This window comes from Bradyrhizobium sp. T-1 (genome assembly GCF_053592855.1).
The window spans coordinates 71,887-92,926 of sequence record NZ_JBSGOX010000002.1 but is presented as its reverse complement, the minus strand read 5'-3'; the positions used below and the strand labels follow the sequence as shown (position 1 = coordinate 92,926).

At 57.0% G+C, this 21,040-nt stretch carries 15 protein-coding genes and 1 pseudogene; 8 read left to right on the top strand and 8 right to left on the bottom strand.

The window, feature by feature from the left end; translation table 11 throughout:
• The first annotated feature begins 182 nt into the window (after positions 1-182).
• The 4 genes from ACWAT4_RS39800 (at position 183) to nodU (ending at position 6,706) form a co-directional block, all read left to right on the top strand.
• Positions 183-1,445 carry a CaiB/BaiF CoA transferase family protein gene (locus tag ACWAT4_RS39800; RefSeq protein ID WP_128929757.1) on the top strand — a complete coding sequence of 421 codons (1,263 nt, stop codon included), beginning with the start codon at positions 183-185 and terminating at the stop codon, positions 1,443-1,445.
• 227 nt (positions 1,446-1,672) lie between these two features.
• Positions 1,673-2,455 (top strand): enoyl-CoA hydratase-related protein, encoded by a 783-nt coding sequence (locus ACWAT4_RS39795; RefSeq protein WP_232995601.1) that lies wholly within the window; start codon positions 1,673-1,675, stop codon positions 2,453-2,455.
• 893 nt (positions 2,456-3,348) lie between these two features.
• Positions 3,349-4,047: a hypothetical protein gene (locus ACWAT4_RS39790; RefSeq protein WP_128929758.1), complete on the top strand. Its 699-nt coding sequence runs from the start codon at positions 3,349-3,351 to the stop codon at positions 4,045-4,047.
• Between the two features lie 946 nt (positions 4,048-4,993).
• Positions 4,994-6,706 carry a nodulation protein NodU gene (nodU, locus tag ACWAT4_RS39785; protein WP_128955098.1) on the top strand — a complete coding sequence of 571 codons (1,713 nt, stop codon included), beginning with the start codon at positions 4,994-4,996 and terminating at the stop codon, positions 6,704-6,706.
• A gap of 1,228 nt (positions 6,707-7,934) precedes the next feature.
• Here the strand turns inward: nodU and ACWAT4_RS39780 are convergent.
• The gene (locus tag ACWAT4_RS39780) at positions 7,935-9,140 is read right to left on the bottom strand and encodes a pyridoxal phosphate-dependent aminotransferase (RefSeq protein WP_237866559.1); all 1,206 of its coding nucleotides are present in this window, start codon (positions 9,138-9,140) and stop codon (positions 7,935-7,937) included.
• A gap of 1,002 nt (positions 9,141-10,142) precedes the next feature.
• Between ACWAT4_RS39780 and ACWAT4_RS39775 the strand changes: the two genes are divergently transcribed.
• From ACWAT4_RS39775 to ACWAT4_RS39760, 4 genes are all read left to right on the top strand, one after another.
• On the top strand, positions 10,143-11,732 hold the full coding sequence (locus ACWAT4_RS39775; RefSeq protein ID WP_232995602.1) for an amidophosphoribosyltransferase: 1,590 nt from the start codon (positions 10,143-10,145) through the stop codon (positions 11,730-11,732).
• A gap of 8 nt (positions 11,733-11,740) precedes the next feature.
• Positions 11,741-12,412 carry an HAD family hydrolase gene (locus ACWAT4_RS39770; protein ID WP_128929761.1) on the top strand — a complete coding sequence of 224 codons (672 nt, stop codon included), beginning with the start codon at positions 11,741-11,743 and terminating at the stop codon, positions 12,410-12,412.
• A 12-nt stretch (positions 12,413-12,424) separates the two neighbouring features.
• Entirely contained in the window at positions 12,425-13,330 is a 906-nt protein-coding gene (locus ACWAT4_RS39765; protein ID WP_128929762.1) for an NAD(P)-dependent oxidoreductase, read from the top strand.
• A gap of 839 nt (positions 13,331-14,169) precedes the next feature.
• Positions 14,170-14,721 carry a hypothetical protein gene (locus ACWAT4_RS39760; RefSeq protein WP_232995603.1) on the top strand — a complete coding sequence of 184 codons (552 nt, stop codon included), beginning with the start codon at positions 14,170-14,172 and terminating at the stop codon, positions 14,719-14,721.
• A 7-nt stretch (positions 14,722-14,728) separates the two neighbouring features.
• Here the strand turns inward: ACWAT4_RS39760 and ACWAT4_RS39755 are convergent, their stop codons facing one another.
• From ACWAT4_RS39755 to ACWAT4_RS39725, 7 genes and pseudogenes are all read right to left on the bottom strand, one after another.
• Entirely contained in the window at positions 14,729-16,504 is a 1,776-nt protein-coding gene (locus ACWAT4_RS39755; RefSeq protein WP_188637435.1) for a phosphoenolpyruvate hydrolase family protein, read from the bottom strand.
• A gap of 34 nt (positions 16,505-16,538) precedes the next feature.
• Complete coding sequence (locus ACWAT4_RS39750; RefSeq protein WP_128929765.1) at positions 16,539-17,651, bottom strand: ABC transporter ATP-binding protein; 1,113 nt, start codon at positions 17,649-17,651, stop codon at positions 16,539-16,541.
• Complete coding sequence (locus ACWAT4_RS39745) at positions 17,651-17,893, bottom strand: HAD hydrolase-like protein (RefSeq protein ID WP_232995604.1); 243 nt, start codon at positions 17,891-17,893, stop codon at positions 17,651-17,653. Before ACWAT4_RS39745 ends, ACWAT4_RS39750 begins: the two co-directional genes overlap by 1 nt.
• Positions 17,894-18,153: 260 nt before the next feature.
• Entirely contained in the window at positions 18,154-18,477 is a 324-nt protein-coding gene (locus ACWAT4_RS39740) for an HAD family hydrolase (RefSeq protein ID WP_430648592.1), read from the bottom strand.
• Positions 18,470-19,102, bottom strand: a pseudogene (locus ACWAT4_RS39735) (SDR family NAD(P)-dependent oxidoreductase); the annotation flags it as partial. The pseudogene ACWAT4_RS39735 and the gene ACWAT4_RS39740, both read right to left, overlap by 8 nt.
• A gap of 136 nt (positions 19,103-19,238) precedes the next feature.
• The gene (locus tag ACWAT4_RS39730; protein ID WP_128929766.1) at positions 19,239-20,180 is read right to left on the bottom strand and encodes a ribokinase; all 942 of its coding nucleotides are present in this window, start codon (positions 20,178-20,180) and stop codon (positions 19,239-19,241) included.
• Entirely contained in the window at positions 20,177-21,037 is an 861-nt protein-coding gene (locus tag ACWAT4_RS39725; protein ID WP_128929767.1) for a carbohydrate ABC transporter permease, read from the bottom strand. Before ACWAT4_RS39725 ends, ACWAT4_RS39730 begins: the two co-directional genes overlap by 4 nt.
• Positions 21,038-21,040: the final 3 nt, after the last annotated feature.

The following is a 21,040-nucleotide window of genomic DNA, read 5'->3' as shown; positions in this document are numbered from 1 at the left end:
CTTGCAGAACGTCTCAGGACGTCCAACTGCGTCGGCACCTGCTTTTCGGCGGCAGGGAGTGATCCCCTTTCCGGCAGGTGCTGGCCCAAACGCCTGTTCGGCGCCTCGATTCGGCAATCGCATTCAAAGCCGGTTTCGCAGCGCATTGCAATATATCAATTTTATAATGGGATATAGTAATCTTGACGGCGACGATCGCGCGGCATAGTATCGAGCGTTCCAATCTGAGGGAAAGGCCTGTCGTGAGCGATAAAGCAACTGCCTCCGTAGCGCGTGGCGCCCTTGACGGCTTGATCGTTCTGGAAGTCGGCATGGTGATGCAGGTGCCGCTTGCAGGACAGGTGTTGGGGGATTTTGGCGCGGACGTCATCAAGATCGAACGTCCCCAAGGTGACATCACGCGCGGGCTTGATTTTGAGGCCACCCGCGTCGGCGGGATGAGCGCGTATTACGCTGCGATGGGCAGAAACAAGCGGACACTCGCCTTGGATTTGAAGAACCCGGCCGCCTTTGAGATCTTGCTGACCCTGGTCGACCGCGCTGACGTGTTGATGCACAACTTCCGCCCCGGCGTGATGGAGCGGCTGGGCCTCGGCTATAAGGATCTTAGCACACGCAATCCCCGTCTCATCTATGCTGCGGGGTTTGGTTTCGGGGAAACAGGTCCGCTTGCAGATCGTCCGGGCCAGGACATGCTGGCGCAGGCATTTAGCGGGTTGGCACGGGGAGGACTGCAGGAGCACCAGCCTCCGCAGCTGACGAACTCTCCTATTGTCGACTATGGCGCGGCGATGTCGCTCGTCCAGGGCATTCTTGCCGCCGTCATCGAACGCCAGACCTCGGGCCGGGGACAACTGGTGTCGACGTCGCTGTTCGATGTTTCGCTCGCTATGCAGCTGTGCGAAATCGCCAGCGAGAGCATCTATGGTGTGAAAACCGACTGGACGCGTCAGGCGATGCTCGTCAGGACCGCGGACGGTTGGGTAGCCGTTGTAATGCTCTTTCGCGACAACCCGCTTGGCCTGCTTTGCCAGGCGCTCGATCTACCGGACATAAGCACGCGGCCTGAACTCGCTACACGCGAAAAGCAGATCGAAAATCTGACCGCCATTCAGGAATATTGTGCGCCGGCTTTGATGACCTTGAACACTTCGGAGGTACTCGATCGTCTGGCTTCCGTGGATCTGCTCTGCTCACCTGTGAATGAAATTCCAGAAGCGATCAGCCACCCTCAGGCAAGCCAAAACGGCATCATGTGGCAGGTTGAGGTACCCGGGCGAGGAGTCGTTTCGCTCGCCGGACTGCCAGTCCGGCTCTCACGCACACCTCCAGCCGTCCGGATTCACCCCGCGCCGATCGGTGCCGCTACCGAGGAGGTCCTGACTTCCTTTGGCTTCTCGGAGCAGGCGATTCAGGAGGCTCGAAGCAGAAAGGCTTTCGGATAGCCCGCCCAAACCACAATGTGGTGTCTGTTTTTCCTGGCCTTGCTCGCACGATAGCAACCATATCAACCTCGGGTCCTCGGCAGCTTGCCCGGATGAATGGCAGCGAATTGTGTGCAACGCAATGATCTCTCCGAAGCTCGCTGCAAGCCAGCTTACGCAAGGTGCATCCCGATCCAAGTCGAGAAGAAGTTCTGGTTCTTCTCCCATTCTCCAGGAAGAATTCTCTCGTGATCCAAAAATCCGAACTCGTGCTATCCACTTCCCCTCTCCCGCACGTCCGCCTGCTGAGCATGAACAGGCCGGCGAAGCGAAATGCCCTGAGCAATGAGCTTATCGCGGCACTTGCATCGGCCTGCCGAGACGCAATTTTGGATGAGGACGTCCGCTGCATCGTGCTTTGCGGCACCGACACGTTCTTTTGCGCGGGCGCGGATATCAAGGAGATGCAACAACGCGGCTTCGAGGCCATTAACAATCTCGCCCGACGCAATGATTGGCGCGACCTCACCAACTGTCTCAAGCCGATCATAGCTGCCGTAGAGGGCGTTTGTCTTGGGGGCGGTCACGAACTTGCAATGCTGGCCGATATCATTATCGCAGGCGAAGGCGCGCTCTTCGGTCAACCTGAAATCAACATCGGCGTTTTGCCGGGTGACGGCGGAACCCAGCGGTTGACACGCGTGGCGGGCAAATCGCTTGCCATGCTGATGATCCTCACTGGCCAATCAATTTCGGCCCGTGCCGCAATGCAGGCAGGAATGGTCTCCGAGGTTACAGAAACGGGCCAGGCGCGGGCACGCGCGCTCGAGATTGCGGAAATAATCGCACAGAAGCCGCCTCGATCGACGGAGCTTGCGAAGGCTGCCGTTCTGGCCGCCTATCAAACGAACCTCGATGCCGGTGTGGAATTTGAACGGCAAGCGATCCGGGTTGCTTTCACCACTTCTGATCAGCAGGAAGGGATGGACGCTTTCTTCGAGAAGCGGCCCCCAAATTACCAGGGGAAATAGAACCCCTTTGCAGAATTCTGCTCTTAGGAACACAATACAAAGCGAGCAGATTTGCGAGCGCCGCACGAGAGCCGTCGGGCTGCTTGTGGTGCTGAGGCATTGGAAGCTACGATGGCCTAGCCGGATCATCGTTGATCGTCTCGATCACCCTGTCATCTTCGCTCCCGGCGAGAGCCACGAGTTCAATCGGCGGCGCAACCGCGTCGCTCTGAGCTAAAGCTGGCCGCCGGTTTGCTTCTGGTCGCAATGGTCGAATTGCATCGGTACTTAGATATTCTGGGTACGATTGTCCCGGCTGAGAATATCGGGACTGCTAGGAAGGAGAAATACAGACCGCCGCGCCGTATATGCTTCAGACAAGAGGGTGCCCAGTTGGATCTAGTCGATTGAGGCGAGCCAGTCGAAGCTCAGTCGTAAGGCGACTAAGACGATGCGGCATTTGCGACCGTCGACCTTACTCGTTCGCGCGGATCTGTGCGGTTGCAGTAATACATCTCAAAGCGGCTACCGGTTTCTTGGAATAACTTGTGACCTTCCAGCGCCCGTCGGTCACTCAGCGCAAACGCCAGTACGTGACTCGTGATCCCCCGAGATCCCATCGCGCTGTTGGAGCCGTAGCGAGGGGTGCAGATGCCGGGAGAGGCTACCACACTGCCGCTGTCGGGGCGGTGGGCGGAGTCACCATCAGCCGCCGCATTTGCACGTGGGGGACGCGTTAAAGAACCGAGAAGGAGCATGCGGCGCACTGTCGGAGTCACGACACACCCGTTCTACCTGAGACACGTGCCAGATGAGAATAAGAAGGAAACTCAGACTGACGGTTTTGGTATGCTTCTTGAACTCAGAAGCTGACCCGCCGTGTAATGCTCCATCCGAGAATAGGAAATGCTGCAATGAGCGCACCGAATTTGACCAAGCGAGCTAATGCCCTCGGAACCGACAAGGGGAATGAGGTAGGCGACGCCCACGGCTACACCAGCTTCTACTCTTTTCTGTTCGAAGAATTCCGCCAGCAACCTTTCACGATGGTCGAGATTGGATTACAACACGGAAACGGCTCTCTCGATCCCGATGTAGTGGTCGGTCGCAAGGTTGACGACATTCCGTCTATTAAGATGTGGCTGGAGTTCTTTCCCAAAGCCGAGATCATCGGATGCGACGTTGCCGATTTCAGCGCCTTTAAGATGGACCGGTTCCGTTTCGAGCGCCTTGACATGGGCGATACGGTAGCCCTGGAACGCCTAGCGAACTCGCTCCCGCCCGTAAGGATCATCATTGATGACGCTTCGCACGCAGCTTATCACCAGCAGCTTGCTCTAGCGAAGCTGTTTCCCATCGTCGAGCCTGGCGGTTTCTACTTTATCGAGGATCTACATACCACGCACGGGATTGCCGCACGATTGCCTTCCTGCAATTCAACTGAGACCGTAGTTGAGAAATTCGCTCAGACACGTCGGCTCGACATTCCGTTCCTGCCCGCGATCGAGCGTAGAAACCTCGAGACTACAATCAGGAAGATGTTCATTCATCGCGACGACAAGGGGGGTGTCAGCCGCTGGACCATGAAAATGGTGGGATTTGAAAAGTACTAAAGAGTCAACCGAACTTTCCCGCGACCAACATGCCTATCTAGTCGGCGGTCTTCGCTCGCGCACGTGAGACCACTAAAATGTTGATCTCAGAAATATGAATGGGTTCACAATGGTGGAAAAATGGCGATAGAGGTGATTTGCTGGCTGGAGCGGCTTGGCAATTCCCGTGCCTCGCTGCCGCGCGATACGGCGGCTCGAAGTCTTTGTGTTGGAGTTACAAGCTGCGGGCCGTCTAGCTACTTGATCGACGATCGCCAAGCTTTCTCGACAACAACGTTAGATTGAGGCCCTGGCTCTTTACGGACTTCAAGGCCAGGCTGTACAACGAATTCGCTGGCCATGAGCGACACGTCACGCAAGGCCTCGACAGGTGCGCCGACGACGACAATAAATTTGGAGAGGCTGCGCACCTCGAGCCGCCCGTCGACGTCAACATCGCGCCGAGTCGGCCAAATTCCTTCGTCCGCTTGGCCTGCACGCGGTAGCTCTCGATGATCGATGCATCAATGATCTGCGTGTTGCGGTACTTCCGCTGTTGACCGGAGAAGCCAAACCGACCGCCGAGTCCAGTTCGCGGCGGTAGGTCGGATAGCACCTCCCAATTGGCGTAGCGCATGCTTCTGTCCGAAAACACACTCGTCTGATGTCAGGAACCCGCCAAGCAGTTTGCGAACGCGAGAGTCGGCCGAGAAACCGCGAGGGATTCCTGCGATTTGCATTGGTCTAGATCGTGCACTGCGCTACGTGCGGCATCTAGTAATCGGATCGCCGCGCTGGGGTCACGCTGCTAGTGCCGAGACGGTCGTGGGTATGTGGAATGCAACCTTAGACCGACGTCGAGCGCGAGCGGTGCCAGAATCGATCCACGACGATTTCCTATTCGCATCTTTCTAAGTTCGATTCGGTCTTTGTCAATCGAATTGCCGGCATCAGACAAGGAGGCACTATGCGCATCTGCGGTATCAAGCTGACACATGACGGCGGGATTGCTCTTGTTGAGGACGGACGGCTTATCTTTTGTATCGAGCAGGAGAAACGGAGCAACAATCCGCGGTATCAAACAATCGACAACCTCGATGCAATCGTCGTCGCTTTGACCGAACACGGTCTGGATCCGCAAGAAGTTGATCAGTTCGTCATCGATGGCTGGGCGGGGGTGGCGGAGTCGCAGTTCCAGGTTCTCAGCGGGACGACACCGATCACTCTCAAAGGGGCGCCCTATGTTGAACGCCATGCCGACGGCCTTCTCACCTCGTGCGATGGCTCTGGTCTTAGGCTCGATGGCAGCGATTTCCCTTATAGAAGCTATCCGCACGTCACAGGCCATGTAGCCTCCGCATACTGCACCAGCCCCTTTGCCAAAGCTGGACAGCCCGCCTTCTGCCTCGTGTGGGACGGCGGCACCTTTCCACGTCTTTATCACGTAGAACATCGAGGCGCTCAGTTCATCGAATGCCTGTTCCCGGTGATTGGGCATGTCTATGCCGCCGCGGGACTTCATTTTGGACCGTATAAGCAGGCGAACCGCGCTAACTGGGACCTGGGTGGCCCCGGCAAGGTGGACCCGGGCGGTGCCGGCAAGCTTAACCTGGGTGTAGCCGGCAAGCTGATGGCGTATATCGCGCTCGGGTCTGTCATTGAAAACATTGTCACGGTCTTTGAGGAACTCTACCAGGAGCGCTTTGCGGCCGACACGAAACTTGCCAGTTTCCGTACAGACATTGAGAGCATGGAGTCCGCGCTTGCGGCTGTGCATGACTTCTTCGACGCCAGCGCGCGCCACCTAAAGGCCAGGGCCCCCGAAGATGTGCTGGCATCGTTTCATTGCTTCCTCGAGCGTCTCCTCGTCCGCAAAATGGCGCTTGCTTTGCAGCGGCATTCATATCTTGGGGCGCGCAATCTGTGCGTAGCAGGTGGCTGCGGTCTCAATATCAAATGGAACAGCGCACTACGTGCGACAGGCCTGTTCGATGCCGTCTGGGTGCCCCCGTTTCCGAATGACAGTGGCTCGGCAATCGGTGCCGCTTGCTGCGCAATGGTGGTGGAAAAAGGCTTCTCGCCGTTGGAATGGTCGGTATATAGTGGTCCAGCCTTGCAACGTCGAGATGTACCCCCCGAATGGAAGGCCGCGCCGTGTAGTCTGCATGAACTTGCGACCATTCTTGCCGGCAACAAGCCCGTGATTTTTCTTACCGGCCGCGCCGAGCTTGGGCCTCGGGCGTTGGGTAGCAGAAGCATTCTCGCCCCCGCGACCTCGCCGCGAATGAAGGATTATCTCAACGACATCAAACTTCGCGAACACTTCCGGCCAGTGGCTCCGATATGCCTAGAGGATCGTGCGCCGGATATATTTAGTCCCGGAACACCGGACCCTTACATGCTTTTCGATCACCAGACACGACCAGAATGGCGGGACAAAATCCCCGCTGTTGTACATCTCGATGGATCGGCGCGATTGCAGACGATTTGCAGGACCTCTCAGCACAAAGTCGCCGAGCTTCTCGTCGAATACGAAAAGCTCACAGGCATTCCGCTGCTTTGCAATACGAGTGCAAACCACCATGGACGTGGGTTCTTCCCGCATGTCGCAGCAGCCTGCGAGTGGGGACGCGTCGAGCACGTATGGGGCGACGGCATACTGTGGACCAAAGCTCGATAACCGTGCGGCGCGACAATCAGTGACAGTGCTTCCCAACCAGATTGTCGCGCTATAATAGCCTGTTCTAGAGGGCGCACAACGCAATTTGAGTAATACTCGGTAGAGCGGCTCCGGCGACGAATGCAGCCTCCCTGAGCGTCGCCCTCATCCAGCCGCCAGGATTTGACTTGTGTCGCAGTTGGCGCGAGCGATTAGTTTTTGTAAGGCGGCACGAGTACACCAACGTGATCACTTAGAGTTGCGGCATGGCCGCAATCTGACAGTGCAACGCAATACGCACGTGGCCTCGCTTGCCAAGGGAAACGCCAACTGTTTTGGCCGGGATCAGCACAATCCACGCGCTGTAGTAAGCGGATGTGTTCGGAATGGCTTGACGCATATCCGAGTCCGAAAAGAGTACGGCTGCTTTTCGGGTGCAGCAGTCGCAGGACCAACGGCCTATGAGCTTAGCAGGGTGCGAGTGGGCATCCTGGATCCCCGACCTCAGAGGATGACACCTGATACGAATGAAGTTCGCATAGCGCGCTCGGCGATGGTGTTGAGGTGGCGGGTTCGCGCGCTTCGGTGCTTCGGTAGTACCATCGATCGGATCGAGAACGAACGCGGCGCCTCGGTGACCGACAACGTCCCTTGGTCAGCATCCCTCCTGCCGATGAACGAAAGCACGTCTGGGCCGCGCTGGCAGTGACAGTTCAAATTGACGGCAGACCTGATTCACGATTAACCCCCGCCAGCGACCGACCATGTACGGATCGTAAGCGAACAAGCTCACTTGCCGTCCGCACTCGAAGATCCTGTCGTCGCCGATTGTCCTGCTGCACCTGTCTGTGGCCGCAGCAAACCAGAGGACCGCTTAACCCTACATTGCCATCCATGTTGAACGAGCGTGGCTTATGCCGCACCAGAGCTTCCTCTGCGCTCCCCGTTGGAACAAGCCGCCGCCGCTAGTAAGGACTCTTATGGTTCGGATCGAGTTCGATTTTGCAGTTTATGACTGGCCCACGTTAGACGTTTTGAGCTCGACTCTTGAGTGAGACTCACAGCGATGCCCTTATCACGGACCAGATCAGGAGATTGATCGCCAGAAGTGGCGGCATCGCTAGGGCTTAATTTTGAAATAGAGCAATCTCGCCGTTAACAAGATATCGAAAGCCCTATCCGCCGCTTAGCGGCAATGGATGAGGTGAACGACGGACACTCAGCTCAAATTCCTTCATTTCTGATGCGGTTAGGTCCCTGGCTGCCCGCGCCTTAGACCGTTGAGCGCCTCGACGATGCGTTTGAGCCCCATCTCCAATAGCTCCGGTGGAGCACCGAAGGAGAGACGTAGGCCGTTCGCGTCGCCGAAAGCGTCGCCTGGAACACATCCTACATTAGCTTCTTCGAGGAGCACTCGTGCGATGTCATCGGCAGATCGCACTGAGCCTTCAGTCCGCAAAGCAGACAAAAGCCGACTCAGATTGAGATAAAAACAGAACGAACCATCGGCGCGGGATGGAGTTACATCGCGTAGATCAGAAAGGATGTGAAGACCTATGTTGCGAGCGTCGACAAGACGCTGATAGATCTGCTCCTCAAAGCTGCCATCGCTGGCTTGAAGGTGGTGCAGGATCGCCTGCTGCGCGATTACATTCGGAGTTGCGATTGCATGGCTCTGAAGCTTTCTTACCGCGGAAACGAGCTGCGCGGGCGCGGCGAAATAGCCCAAGCGCCAGCCGGTTATCATCAACTCCCTTGAAAACGACTTGACTATGATCGTCCGCGAACGTACCCGGGGGTGCGCCATGACGATCGACTCGTGGTGACGAAAACCAGTGAATACCAGTCCCGAGTAGCACTCATCGGAAATGATCCATATCTGGCGTTCGATAGCGAGTTCGCCGATATCTTGTAGTATCGTTCGATTGTAGACTGCGCCGGTCGGGTTATTTGGCGAATTGATTATTATAGCTTTCGTCTGCGGTGTGACAGCAACTCGGATTGCACTGATATCGGGAATATATCTCGGGCAGCGAGCATCAACGAACACTGGTGCTGCACCAGCGAGAACGACCTGGGACAGCAATATCGGCCGCCAGGGGCGAATAATGATAACCTCGTCGCCCGGCGCTAGGACAGTCACGGCCGCATAGAGCAGCGCTTGCTGCGCGCCCGTAGTGATTACGATCTCTTCCGCACTCCAACCAACGCGCGTTTCGACCGAGAGCTTTTCGGCGACGGCCCTGCGAAGGGACGTAAGCCCAATGAGATCGACATAGCGGTTCGCTTCGGCGTTGACCGCAGCCATCGCTCCTTCGCACACTGATGAGGACGGCTCGACGACGATTTCGTCGGTTGCCAGATCAATGAACCGGCGCCCAATCACAGCTACCGTGGCTAAGTCGTGGCCGGCTTTTCGGGATCTAGAAAGGAAGGACATCGGGCGCGACGGCATAGGCGCTCTCCTGCAAAGTTGTCGCGCTTGTGAAGTGATCCCAGCCGCGTGACCGGACGTTCCTTGATCTGTTTCGGAGATATCGCTCTTCGGGTTGAACAAGCTCTTCCCAACCGCCGAGAGTTCACCGAAACCACCAAGCCCTTTCTCAATATGCACAACACGTGGTTGCGACTACTCCGGAATTGAAGCCGAACACGCACAAGACGCGGACCAGAGCCAACCGCAGCCGACCTTCAGTAGTATTGGCACGGCGATAATGCTGGGAACAAACAGATCGACTTTTGGACCCCGATGTCGCTCGGCAGGACGCCACCATGCAATGCGGGCTGGTGAGCGCGCCACGAGTCGTGCCATCTGCCAACTTGCCGAAGCTCCTGTCTTCATCAACGAGCGCATGGCAGCGTTCAGCCTCAACACGCCACAACCTCCATGTGATCGTTCTGCGACCCGCCTTGCCGCCTCGACTAGCCCGTTGACGATAGTCGATTGTGGTTGATCTTAATTGCCGACCTCCTCCCATCTGCCTTGCGATCAGCGCGTGATCCGCAGCAGTTACCCACCGTTCATTGCCAAGAAACCATCTCTTGATCAATCACTATTGTTGGTAGTTCATCCGGGCAATACTTCCTTCTGCTGGATGCCAGCAAAGCCCCGCGGCCGGCTTGGCGCGACTCGCATTGGTCATGCTCGCTAATGTGAGGACACTGCCTCGTACCCACGCGCGAGCGTGAGAGTCTCAGACCAACGGTCGGCGCCTGACACTTTTCGGACGAGCTCGTCGCACCTTAGACAGAATGTCGGGATTCGGACACGGAGCTCATCGCGGGTCGCCAAACTGTTTGCGTATCTCGACCTTCGTTGTTGCATCAGCGCGAGCCAGCTCGTCTGAGGAGTGGTACGGCGCTTGCTTAAAGAGAGCAGAGCCACGTCGTCACGCCGTGGTGCATTCGCCAATGATGCGAGCCGGGACATCGGTTCTTCGACAAGAGGGGTAAAGGCATGTCCGGCGTTGCTGCTGCGTTTTTTTGTCCTTCAAGCAATTCGCAGGCGGATGTTTATGATCGACTCGAGCACATGATCCCGAAACTTGCGCTTCGTGGCCAGGCGGCGGTCGGCGTTGCGGCTTTCATGCACAAACAAGGTATTCGATATGGGAGAGCGTTTCAGTCATCGAGCGCTTCAGTGCGCATTGATCCCAACGAACAAGATCGGCGTTTTCGGCCTCATGTTGCAATCGCTCAAGTCCGTAGCCGATGCCGCGAACTCAGTGATGGCGTCGACCTTCAGTCAATTCATAACAATGCAGGCACCAGCCGCCATCTGGCCATTTCTCTGGATGAGGCCTTGGTCAATGCTCGTGAACTCAGGGGAGCCTTTCTTGCCCAGGAGCAACGATCAACCGTCAACACAGATGCTGAGCTCTTGCTCAAGTGTATTGAACGCTGTTGTGAACGACACTACTGGCGCCACGGTCTAGCGGCCAATTACGAAACCGTTTTTCGAGAGATTGACGATCGTATTGACGGCGCTATTAGCGCGCTTTTCCTGGACGGAGACGGAAATCTCATTGCTTACCGCAATCGAAGCGGCTTGCGACCGTTGGAGACCATGCAAACAGATGACGGGTTCTTGCTCTTCGCCTCTGAAAATTGTGCCTTTGCCGCTCTCGAGGGTAAGACGCGGCAGATCTCGCCGGGCCACATAACGTATGTGGACGGAACGACGGGGGGCAGCGTTAGTCGTGCCGTGCACAACGGGCGACATAAAGCCAGGCTCTGCGCGTACGAAGCTCTCTATTTAGGAAGTCCGAATACGTCGGTCGAAGGCCATTCACATTTCGAAACCCGGTACAATATCGGTGCTGCCTTGGGTGGGATTGTTGCGCAGCGACTGCAAGCTGAAGCAGATCCTACCTGCACACTCGTTTCCTCCAAGCCGCGTACAGGTGGTCCGTTCGCCGATGGCCTGTACGCATCTCTCGCGGAATACGGGCTGCTCGCCGAGCGTCGTGAAGTGGTCGCCACGACGTTTCTTCAGCGAACGCTCATCGGCACGACCGACGAGCGAAAGTCCCGCATTTCTCAAAAGTACCGAGTACTGGAAACTGACCTGACTAAAACCAGCGTAGTAATTGTCGACGAAGCACTCATTCGCGGCGATACCAGTCGAGCTGTCACGAGCATGCTCCTTACCGCCGGAGCCAAAGCCGTGCATTGGGCGATCGGTTCGCCGCCTATAGTGGCTCCGAACTACTACGGCATGGGTATCAACACACTCGATGAGCTCGCATTCTGGCAGATTTGGAAACGACTGCCGTCCGAGCAGCGAACGCAAAGCCTTCGCTTTCACAAGATGGAACCCCACGTTTTGAGACTCATCGAAAGCAACATCGCGACATCCATCAACGCAGCCTCGATAACGTATCTGCCCTTCCCACTGCTAGAATCGTTGCTGCCCCTGAGACCGGAGAGCTTCGATCTGTCACCCTTTACATTCGAGATGCCAACTCGGGCGGGACAGGAGCGGGCGGACAGGAATCTGCGCGAATTGGTGGCTGATCTTCCCCGCATGCAATCAGTTCACGCTTGAGGTCATTAATGAAACCCGTTCTCGTCTTTGATTGGAATGGAACGTTGCTCGATGATGCGCACGCACTGCTTCAAACGACTAATGCTATTCTGAACCGCTTTGGTTACGCGCCGATCAATATGGAGACGTTTCGGGAACATTGCGACCTCCCGCTATCTCTTCTTTATCGCAATCTCGGAATGTCGCAGGACGAGGTTGCGGCCGTGGATCGCGATGGCAGCGCTGTCTTTCACAACACCTATGAACCACTTGCGGATCGCGCCGATCTGCGCGAGGGCGCGCGTAGAGTGCTGGAGCTAGCGCACCGAGAAGCAGCTTTGTCCGTCATCGTGAGCAACCATATCGTTGCCCCCCTTCGGTCCCAATTGAGAAGACTTGGAATCCATGACTACATCAACGAAGCTCTCGCCTTTGAAAGCCGCGCCACTCAATACAAATCGATGAGCAAAGGAGAGCGGCTTCGCCTCTACATGCAGAAGTACAGCCTCGACCCGGCGTCGACGTTTATCATCGGCGATATGCCGATCGAAATGGACATCGCACGCAATCTCGCACTCATAAGCATATCGATCACCGGAGGTTTTGTTTCGGACTCGCGCTTGCGGGCGGCAAATCCTGACTATTCGATTAACAACCATCATGAGCTGTTGCCTATCTTACAAAGGCACGGCTTTTTCTAGAGTGCATGAACCATGTTCAGCGAGGCATCATCACCAAACGCAGGTCCTAGCACTGCGAAACAGAGAATAGGTCTTGTCGGCGTCGGGCGAATGGGAACTGGAATGGGTATTAGCCTGATGCGTCATCAAATTGAACTGCATATCAAAGCCAACAAGAATCGTTTCGGTGCGAATCGATTTGCTTCAGCCGGTGCCCGTGAACATCCTTCGATCGCTGAGTTGGCGCAACATGTAAGCGCTGTGGTGTTGTCCCTACCGTCAAGCCGCGAGGTTGAGGCAGTGTGCCTTGGGCAGGATGGGCTTTTTGTCCATATGTCCCGTGGCGGTTTGATAATTGACTGCACGACATCTTATCCTGCTTCGACAGTTACACTGGCGGAGCAGGCTCAAGAACATGGCCTAGGTTTTGTAGATGCCCCAGTAACACGTAGCCCCGAACAAGCTGAGTTCGGCCTTCTCAATGCGATCGTTGGATCGAACGAGACGCTCTTTCCTGTGGCGGAAGGCATTCTTGCTGCATTTTGTGAGACCGTTCTTCATGTCGGAGAAGTCGGACAGGGTCATAAGCTCAAGCTTGTTTACAACAGCATGACTATGGGCATAGCGGCCGTCGCAGCAGAGGTCTGCCAATTCGCAAAGGCTCTTGACATTGATCTTGTAACACTCCGCTCTCTGGTCAGCCGCGGTTCCACTAACAGCGGAATATTCCAAGCCTTCGCTGCCTTTTTGTTGGGCGAAAAACCCGATGTTCTGGCCGTCTCAATTGCCAATTCCGCAAAGGATATTAATTGCGCTGTGCGCCTAGCGGGCGAGAACGTAGTTTCGGTGCCGATCCTAGCTGCGGCTGCGAACAAGTTAAACGCCTCGGTTGCCTCGGGCAAAGGCGAACTGACTCTACCTCATTTGTCTCACTCATAAAGTCTTCGGTCTAATCGAATTTTACTATCTCACTGCCTTTGGAGGTACGGGCGTGTTCCTTCAATGCCGAGAGCGTGGAAGGGTCCCGCCCTTGAGGATTGGCGCGCTCGTTAGCGACACTCGCGCTTCAATGAATGAGATGCCTAGTGTCCTTTAAGAAAAAGCCGCTGTCAGATTTCTCCAACAGCGGCTTAAGTTGAGGGAGGAAGGCAGACGAACCGGTCTGCCAGCGGAGCCGAAGGCTATCGTTAGCAGGCGACAAATCGGATAGTTGGTCGCCCAACGCATCGACATAGGACGCCGGAGACCACCGCGACCAAATTACCGATTGAATTAGATTTTCCTGGTGCCCCCCAGTTCGGAGAGATTCCGGACGAGACGCTGGACCAGGCTGGAGACTTGCGCCGCCACTCTCGCATTCGGAGAGCGAGGGTCGGCACGGGCTTTGGCGCTTGCGCGTGATCCAGACCATTGAAGGTTGCGGTGAAGCGGAACACCTCTTTCCCATCACTGGCGGCCGCGAGATTTCCCCTTAGTGGCCGCGAAAGGATCCAGCGGGTGATTTTTGCTTCAGCTTCAACCAACCACCGACAAGGGTGACGCCGGCTTTCACACGCACGGATTGAAACATTTACAGGCGAGGCTCCATCCGGGACCGACGCTTGGCCGTCCGCCAAATAATGAGACACGAATTTCCTCCCGGAGCATTCTCAACAATAGGAGGTCTAGACCGGGCTGAAGCATTGTATAACATCGGCGATACTTCCGGGTGGGTAAGAATGGGTATAGTCAGCTGCAAGCTTGCCACGCGCTTAACGGCCGCATCTAGAGGCGCGCCCTTGGAAATCTACGCGCCGTCCCTGCGGAGCTTTCCAGCAGACTCGATGCTCGTAATGGCGACTTTACCTGTCGTCGACTGGAATGACTGTCTTTTGCGAGATTTGCGCAGCCTCGACAAGCAAGCGTCCATTCGCGCCTACGCGGCGATGGTCATGATCGATCCCTTTGCCTGTTGGGAGGATTTTGCCGACTTGCTGAAAGAGGCGAGAATCTCCGGCGTCACAAATTTCCCACCTGCATCTATCATTGAGCAGGCTACGGATGGCATGCCAATTAACTCCGGACTGGAGCTCGAACTTCGACGTATGGAATGGTTCGCCAGCCTGGGATTCAAAATCCTGTTTGTTGCTGCCAAGGATTCTGAGATCACGATGGCAGAGACGAGACTTGGAGCGCATCTCGAAGGTATTGTGTATTTGCCCGAAGAGGCTCTTGCGCGTAGGATTTGCGACGAAATGGGGTTGATCAGCCTTGGCCAACAGGCATCGTCGATGCCAAGGTTCTCGTTTTTGCATGCGACTACGTCGCAGCAAACCCGACGCAAGAAATGAGGGTAGGCTATTCTAGGATCCGCAGTTTCTTTATCTTGTTGTAAAGCGTCTTCCTTGAAAGCCCAAGAGATTGTGCGGTCTTGCCACGGTGGAGCCTGTTTCGTTTTAGGCCTTCGATGAACCACTCGCGCTCGGAGAATGCTCCTTTGGGCCGAGCGGGCGACGTCGAGTTCAGAAGCGGCTTGAGGACGTCAGCAGTTATATGCGCGTCTTTCACCATCACCAGTTGATTGACGATCTGGCGCAATTCTCTCAAATTTCCGGGCCAATGGTGGCCCGCTAACGCCAAGAACGCGGACTTCTCTATTGCCAGCGTTTGTGCATTCGAATCCCCCTTGGCTTCGACGGCAAAATGCTGAATGAGCTGTGGAAGGTCCTCCAGACGGTTTGGCAAAGCGGGTTGTTCTATGTCAAGCCCGGCAAAGAAGGCAAGAAGGCGGGGACATAGAACACTTTCCAAGCTTGCTCCGCGGGTCACTGTCGCGGTTGCGATGATCCGGGCGTTTGACCTTACAACGGATACGCCGTTCAGCGGCGTGAAAGTACCCGTCTCGAGATAGTCCGCGAGACGCTCTTGCCCATCTCGCGACAGCTGATCGACATGCGTCAGCAGGAGCGCGGAATCACTTGCGGCTTCGAGGAGCGACAGTTGGCGCCTCCTATTCTCAGCGCTCTCGGCACCGAACAGCGCACCGACCGTGTCGATTGCCGGCCCTCGGCGGCAATGAAACAGCGCGGCCTTCGTGTGTCTCCGATCGCTAAAGGCATGGACGAGGTTCGCTATCCTTCGCTTTCCCGATCCCGCCTCGCCCCACACCAGCACAGAATTGGGATTACTTGCCAAGCGCCTTGCAGTCTCAAGCACGTGCTTCATGATCGAGGACTGCGCGATGACGCCATGCCGGAATCCGCTCAACTGGAGCTGGCGCTCGAGGAGATCGACCTTCTCTCGCAATAAGTGGATGGTCTTAAAGCCCGAGGTTACCTCGAGAACTGACATTTCGAGCGGGATGCGGTCGAGCGACGAACCGCCAATGAAACCCTGCACACCCGTTTCTCGGCAGATGTCCAGGAGTTCGTCAGGCTTCGTGATTGGCCCGCCACCAAGCAGGCAAATTGCGTTCACGTCGACGGATTGAGCGACACGCGCAACAGCGCTCGTTCGCGCGGCAAGCTCCGACAGGCTGATCGACAAGTCGCATCCGCTTTCGACAGCGCGGTTGAGATTGAAGTTGATACAGATGGCTTCAGCTCCAGCTTCAACCATGCGCCTTGCTTCGGACTGGGTGCGAGTATAAGCGATGGTCATTAGGCCGCGTTTTGCGGCTTTGACCAGGAGTTCGATTTCCCGCTCGTAGCCGAGCCCGCAACTTTCAAGCAGTGATCTCCTGTAGTCATCAATGTGGATGACGGACGGGAAATTGGTGACGCCTGAAAAACCCCATCGCATGATGCGGTCGAGAAAGCGGTCGATATCCAGCTGCGGATCGAAGGTACAAGCGCCAAAAAATACCGGCAATTTCGTTGAGGGCAGGATCTCGGTCCGGCCGAAGCCCGCCACGAATTCGTTTGTATTGCGGATTGGAAGAATTGAGGCTGGCGAAGAGCCCCCCATCGCGCGAAATCGGCCGGCGTTAAGGGCGAGAACGAAATCCGCGCCCGCCCGTTCGGCCGCTCGCGCGGTCATGCCCGATCCTATTCCAGCCCCAAGCATAAAGGAGCGGGAGTTGCGGAAGAACCGCCTGATGCCGCCGCCCTTTGCCTGGTCTGTCCGCGTGTGCATGACTTGCCCGCCTCCTGCACGGCGGTTGCGAAAACTAGCTCCAATTTGCGGGCGCGTGCAACCGGCGCAGCGCCTTTCCGTTCGTCACGAACAGGTGGCAGTCCGCCGGCGACGCCGCAAGACGAACCTTGCCAGACCTCTTCTGTGACTCCGGCTTTGGCGCCTTTGCGACCACCGATTCCTTGCCAGCGTTTCCGTAGATGTAGGTGACGCTGCCAAGATGCTCGACGAAATCGACGTCGAGTTCGATCGCGATCTCTTTCCTCTCCGCCGCAGATGGAGAGAAGTCATCGGGGCGAATTCCGAGTGTGATCGGCTTGCCGACGAGCAATTGATCCGGCTGCACGGGGACGGAGACTGTCGCCCCGGCGTCGAGCCTGACGTCCATGCCCGCCTCGTGCGCCGCCTCGATGTGGCCGCCCAGGAAATTCATCTTGGGTGAGCCGATGAATCCGGCCACAAACCGGGATGCCGGATTGTGATAGAGATCATGCGGGCTTCCCACCTGCTCGATGTTGCCGTCCTTGAGTACGACGATCTTGTCGGCCATTGTCATGGCTTCCACCTGGTCGTGTGTCACGTAGATCATGGTATTCCCAAGCTGCTTGTGGAGCTTGGCAATCTGAACCCGCATCTGCACCCGCAATTCGGTATCAAGGTTCGACAGGGGTTCGTCGAATAGGAACACCTTGGGTTCGCGAACAATTGCGCGGCCAATCGCAACGCGCTGACGCTGGCCGCCCGAGAGTTGTCGGGGTTTTCGGTCCAGAAGATGATCGATCTGTAGCAGCGACGCAGTCTCGGCGACCCTGGTCTCGATCCCGGTCTTCGCAACCTTTGCCATTCGCAGAGGAAAGGCAAGGTTCTCGCGCACAGTCATGTGCGGATAGAGCGCGTAGCTCTGAAACACCATCCCGAGGTTTCGATCCGCCGCATCGACATCATTGACGAGCTCGTTGTCAATCAGAAGCCGGCCGCCGCTGATTCGTTCTAGTCCTCCAATCATTCGCAACAGCGTCGACTTGCCCGATCCCGAAGGTCCGACGAACACGACGAACTCGCCGTGATCGATGGTGAGATCAATGTTCCGCAGGATCTGGATTGTCCCATAGGCCTTGTTGACGCCTTCCAAACGAACATCGGCCATCACGAACTCCTCTGTCGAATCCGTTCGACCAGCGCCGCCGGGACCTCAATCTCTGCCAGGCTGGAGACGATAAAATCAGGTGGCACCAGGGATGGGTCTTCGCGGGGCGGCACGCCGGTCGTGACCAGCACCGTCGGTAGCTTCGCTCGCTTTCCGGCCTGGATATCCGTCTGGATCTGGTCGCCAATCATCAATGTGGCGTTGCGCGCCGTCCCGAGACGGGAAAGTGCCGTCTCGATCATGTGCGGCTCAGGTTTCCCGACAATCAAGGGCTTCACGCCTGTGGCAGCAGCTACAGCTGTGATCGTTGCTCCTGCTCCAGGTTCGAAACCGCCTGCGGTCGGCAGGAGGAGATCGGGGTTGGTGCCGACGAATGCGGCACCGTTCAGGATCGCTTCGACCGCAATCCGCAGCTTCTCATGCGTTATCTAGCGATCGAGGCCCATGACCACGGCATCGGGTTCGCGATCGGTCACATCGAGCCCCGCTTCGGTGATGGCCTTCACCAGCGATGGCGCGCCCACGACGAATACGCGCGTTGCATCCTTGTATGTCGCGCGAATGAGCTCGGCGGCAGTGATGGCGCTCGTGACAACGTCTTTCGGCGTGACGACAAGCCCGAAACTCGCAAGTTTGCGGAGACATCTTCGGGGGTATGGGTGGAATTGTTAGTCACGAAGCAGAACGGCAATCCTGCCGTCTGCCAAGCTCCAAATGTCTGGATAGCATCTGGTATCGCCGCGTTGCCGCGATAAACCACGCCATCGAGATCCGAAATGATACCTTTGACTTGCGGCCAGTTATGGGCCGGGGCGGTATTAGCCATTCATCAGCATCCCGCCGTTCACGTGAAGAATCTGCCCGGTCATATATGAGGCCGCGGGGCTTGCGAGAAAGACAGCAAGACCCGCGATATTCTCCGGTAGACCCACGCGTCCCAGCGGGATCCGGCCACTATGGCGGGCTTCGGTCTCCTCCCGGGGACGCCCGTGCATGGGCGTGTCGATAATGCCAGGGGCGATTGCGTTGACATTGATCTTGAGCGGCGCGCATTCGTAGGCGAGCAGCTTGGTGAGATCGTGGACGATCGCCTTGGACAAGCAGTAGTCGGCGCCGCCAGCCTGATAGTTGAAGACTGCACCTTGCGAGGACAGCGAGGAGCCGACGTTGACGATACGGCCACCTTTCGCCTTCATGAACCGGTCGACCACCAGTTTGGAGGAGCGCAGGACAGCGACTGAGTTGATCTGGATCGTGCGCTCGATCTTTTCCGAATTGCCGTTCAGGAGCGGCTCGGCAGACTTGATGCCGGCGTTATTCACCAGCACATCGAGCCGGCCGAAACGTCTGGCAATCTCATCTAGCACCCTTGCGACATCGTCCTCCCGCGCGACATCCATCGCCATTGGCAGTACGCCGTTGCCATGGGGCAGGCCAGCCAAGGTCTCCCTGAGGTTTGCGAGATTAGCATCGGTGGCAAGGACATTCGCCCCTCCCGCCCGGAATGCATTGAAACAATGGCCGACCCGATGCCTCCACCGGCTCCGGTTACGAGCACCGTTCTATCCGAAACTGAGAACTGTTCAGTCATTCCAACTCCAGGATCGTTTGTGATTGCAGAAATTCGCCAACCGCCTCGCGGCTCGGCATCGAGCTTTGAGCACCGCGGCGCGTCACGCACAGGGCTGCCACCGCGAGCGCCCTTCGTACGGCTTCCCTCAAGGGCAGGCTCTCAGCCAATGAAGCGGCGAAGGCGCCATTGAAAGCATCCCCTGCGGCCGTGGTATCCACGACCTTCACCGGGAAGGCGCGCAGAGAAAAAGATTGCTTCTTGTCGGCATAGTAAGCGCCCTGCGCGCCCAAGGTGATTAGGGCGGCAGCTGGACCGAGATCGAGAAGCTTTAAGGCCGCGCCCGCGGCTGTGTGGAAGTCGAGGACTTCGATCCCTGTGAGCTCAAAGGCTTCCGTCTGGTTCGGCGTGACGAAGTCAACGCTTGCCCACGCGGCCGGTGAAAGCCCGGGCCTGACCGGCGCCGGCTTGAAGATGAGTTCAAAACCCTTGTCCGCCTTCATCTCGAAGAGCCGATTAAGGGCCGAGATCGGCATCCCCATTTCCGCAACAACGATTGCATCGCGCGCGATGAACTCGGCCGCGCGCTCGATCATCTCGGGTGTCACGTTCAAATTCGTGCCAGGGTCTATGACGATCATGTTCGAGCCGTCGTCGCCGACCATGACCAGGGCTGAACCGGAGACCTCGCCCGCAGAGATCTGAATGGCATCTGCGCGAACGCCGGCCTGCATCAGGGACTGCAACAGCCAGTGGCCGGCATCGTCATCGCCGAGACGCGTGTAGAAATGTGGCTTGAGGCCAAGCCGGGCGGCAGCAACGGCCTGATTGGCGCCCTTGCCTCCGGGGTAACGGGTCAAGCCGCCCATCAGGCTTTCACCTGGAGTCGGCAGTCGCTCGACGTTGAAGCAGAGATCGAGATTCGTCGTTCCGAAGAACATCAATGGCCGGGTGTTCATTTTACGGCACCGAAGGTGAGGCCGCGTTCGAGGTGACGCTGGCCAATGACGATCAGGATGACGGGAATGATCATCGTCACGACGAGCCCGGCCGCCATGACGGGATAGAACTGCACGCCCGGATTGAGAAGCTTGAGCAGAGCGACCGTCACCGGCGCCTTGGTCGAGCTCAGCATTAGACCGAGGGCAAAATTGTGCCAGGCGAGCAGGAAGATGAGCAATGAGGCTCCGATCAGTCCTGGCTTCAACAGTGGCAGCACGATGTGCAGCACGACGCGAACGGGTTTGGCGCCGTCCATGGCAGCCGCCTCCTCGATGTCCTTGGGGATGTCCTCGATGTAGGAGCGGCTCAGCCAGACGATCATCGGCAGTGTGACCACCTGGTAGACCCAGATCATGCCGAGATAGGTGTCATATAGCCCGATGGTCTGGAATACGCTGAAGAGCGGGATGACGACCAGGAGAACCGGGGCAAAGCGGAATCCAAGAATGAAGAACGCAATGTCCTCTTTGAGAGGTATGTCGCGCCGCGCCAGCACGTAGCCGGCCGGCACGCCCACGAGCAGAGACACGATGACCGAGCCCAGCGCTATGACGACGCTGTTGGTGATCGGCGTCAAGAAATCGACTTTGATGGTGCCATAGCTGGTCGCCCCCGCCTGGGCGACATCAAACAGCACGCGAAAATTCTCCAGGGTCGGCGAGAACAGAAAGGTCGGTGGCCAGGTCATGACTTCGGCCTGCTGCTTCAGCGACATCATCAATATCCAGATAAGCGGAAAAGCTAGGATAAATGCGCAAACGCCCACGAGCAGGTTGAGGATCAGATTGGCGGGAGTCGAACGATTGACGCGCATGCG

Bases quoted from the DNA above. Each gene is read 5' to 3' on its own strand.
- ACWAT4_RS39725 (WP_128929767.1), bottom strand. From the start codon at position 21,037: ATGCGCGTCAATCGTTCGACTCCCGCCAATCTGATCCTCAACCTGCTC.
- ACWAT4_RS39765 (WP_128929762.1), top strand. From the start codon at position 12,425: ATGTTCAGCGAGGCATCATCACCAAACGCAGGTCCTAGCACTGCGAAA.
- nodU (WP_128955098.1), top strand. From the start codon at position 4,994: ATGCGCATCTGCGGTATCAAGCTGACACATGACGGCGGGATTGCTCTT.
- ACWAT4_RS39770 (WP_128929761.1), top strand. From the start codon at position 11,741: ATGAAACCCGTTCTCGTCTTTGATTGGAATGGAACGTTGCTCGATGAT.
- ACWAT4_RS39780 (WP_237866559.1), bottom strand. From the start codon at position 9,140: ATGCCGTCGCGCCCGATGTCCTTCCTTTCTAGATCCCGAAAAGCCGGC.
- ACWAT4_RS39745 (WP_232995604.1), bottom strand. From the start codon at position 17,893: ATGATCGAGACGGCACTTTCCCGTCTCGGGACGGCGCGCAACGCCACA.
- ACWAT4_RS39790 (WP_128929758.1), top strand. From the start codon at position 3,349: ATGAGCGCACCGAATTTGACCAAGCGAGCTAATGCCCTCGGAACCGAC.
- ACWAT4_RS39740 (WP_430648592.1), bottom strand. From the start codon at position 18,477: ATGGCTAATACCGCCCCGGCCCATAACTGGCCGCAAGTCAAAGGTATC.
- ACWAT4_RS39730 (WP_128929766.1), bottom strand. From the start codon at position 20,180: ATGAACACCCGGCCATTGATGTTCTTCGGAACGACGAATCTCGATCTC.
- ACWAT4_RS39775 (WP_232995602.1), top strand. From the start codon at position 10,143: ATGTCCGGCGTTGCTGCTGCGTTTTTTTGTCCTTCAAGCAATTCGCAG.
- ACWAT4_RS39750 (WP_128929765.1), bottom strand. From the start codon at position 17,651: ATGGCCGATGTTCGTTTGGAAGGCGTCAACAAGGCCTATGGGACAATC.
- ACWAT4_RS39755 (WP_188637435.1), bottom strand. From the start codon at position 16,504: ATGCACACGCGGACAGACCAGGCAAAGGGCGGCGGCATCAGGCGGTTC.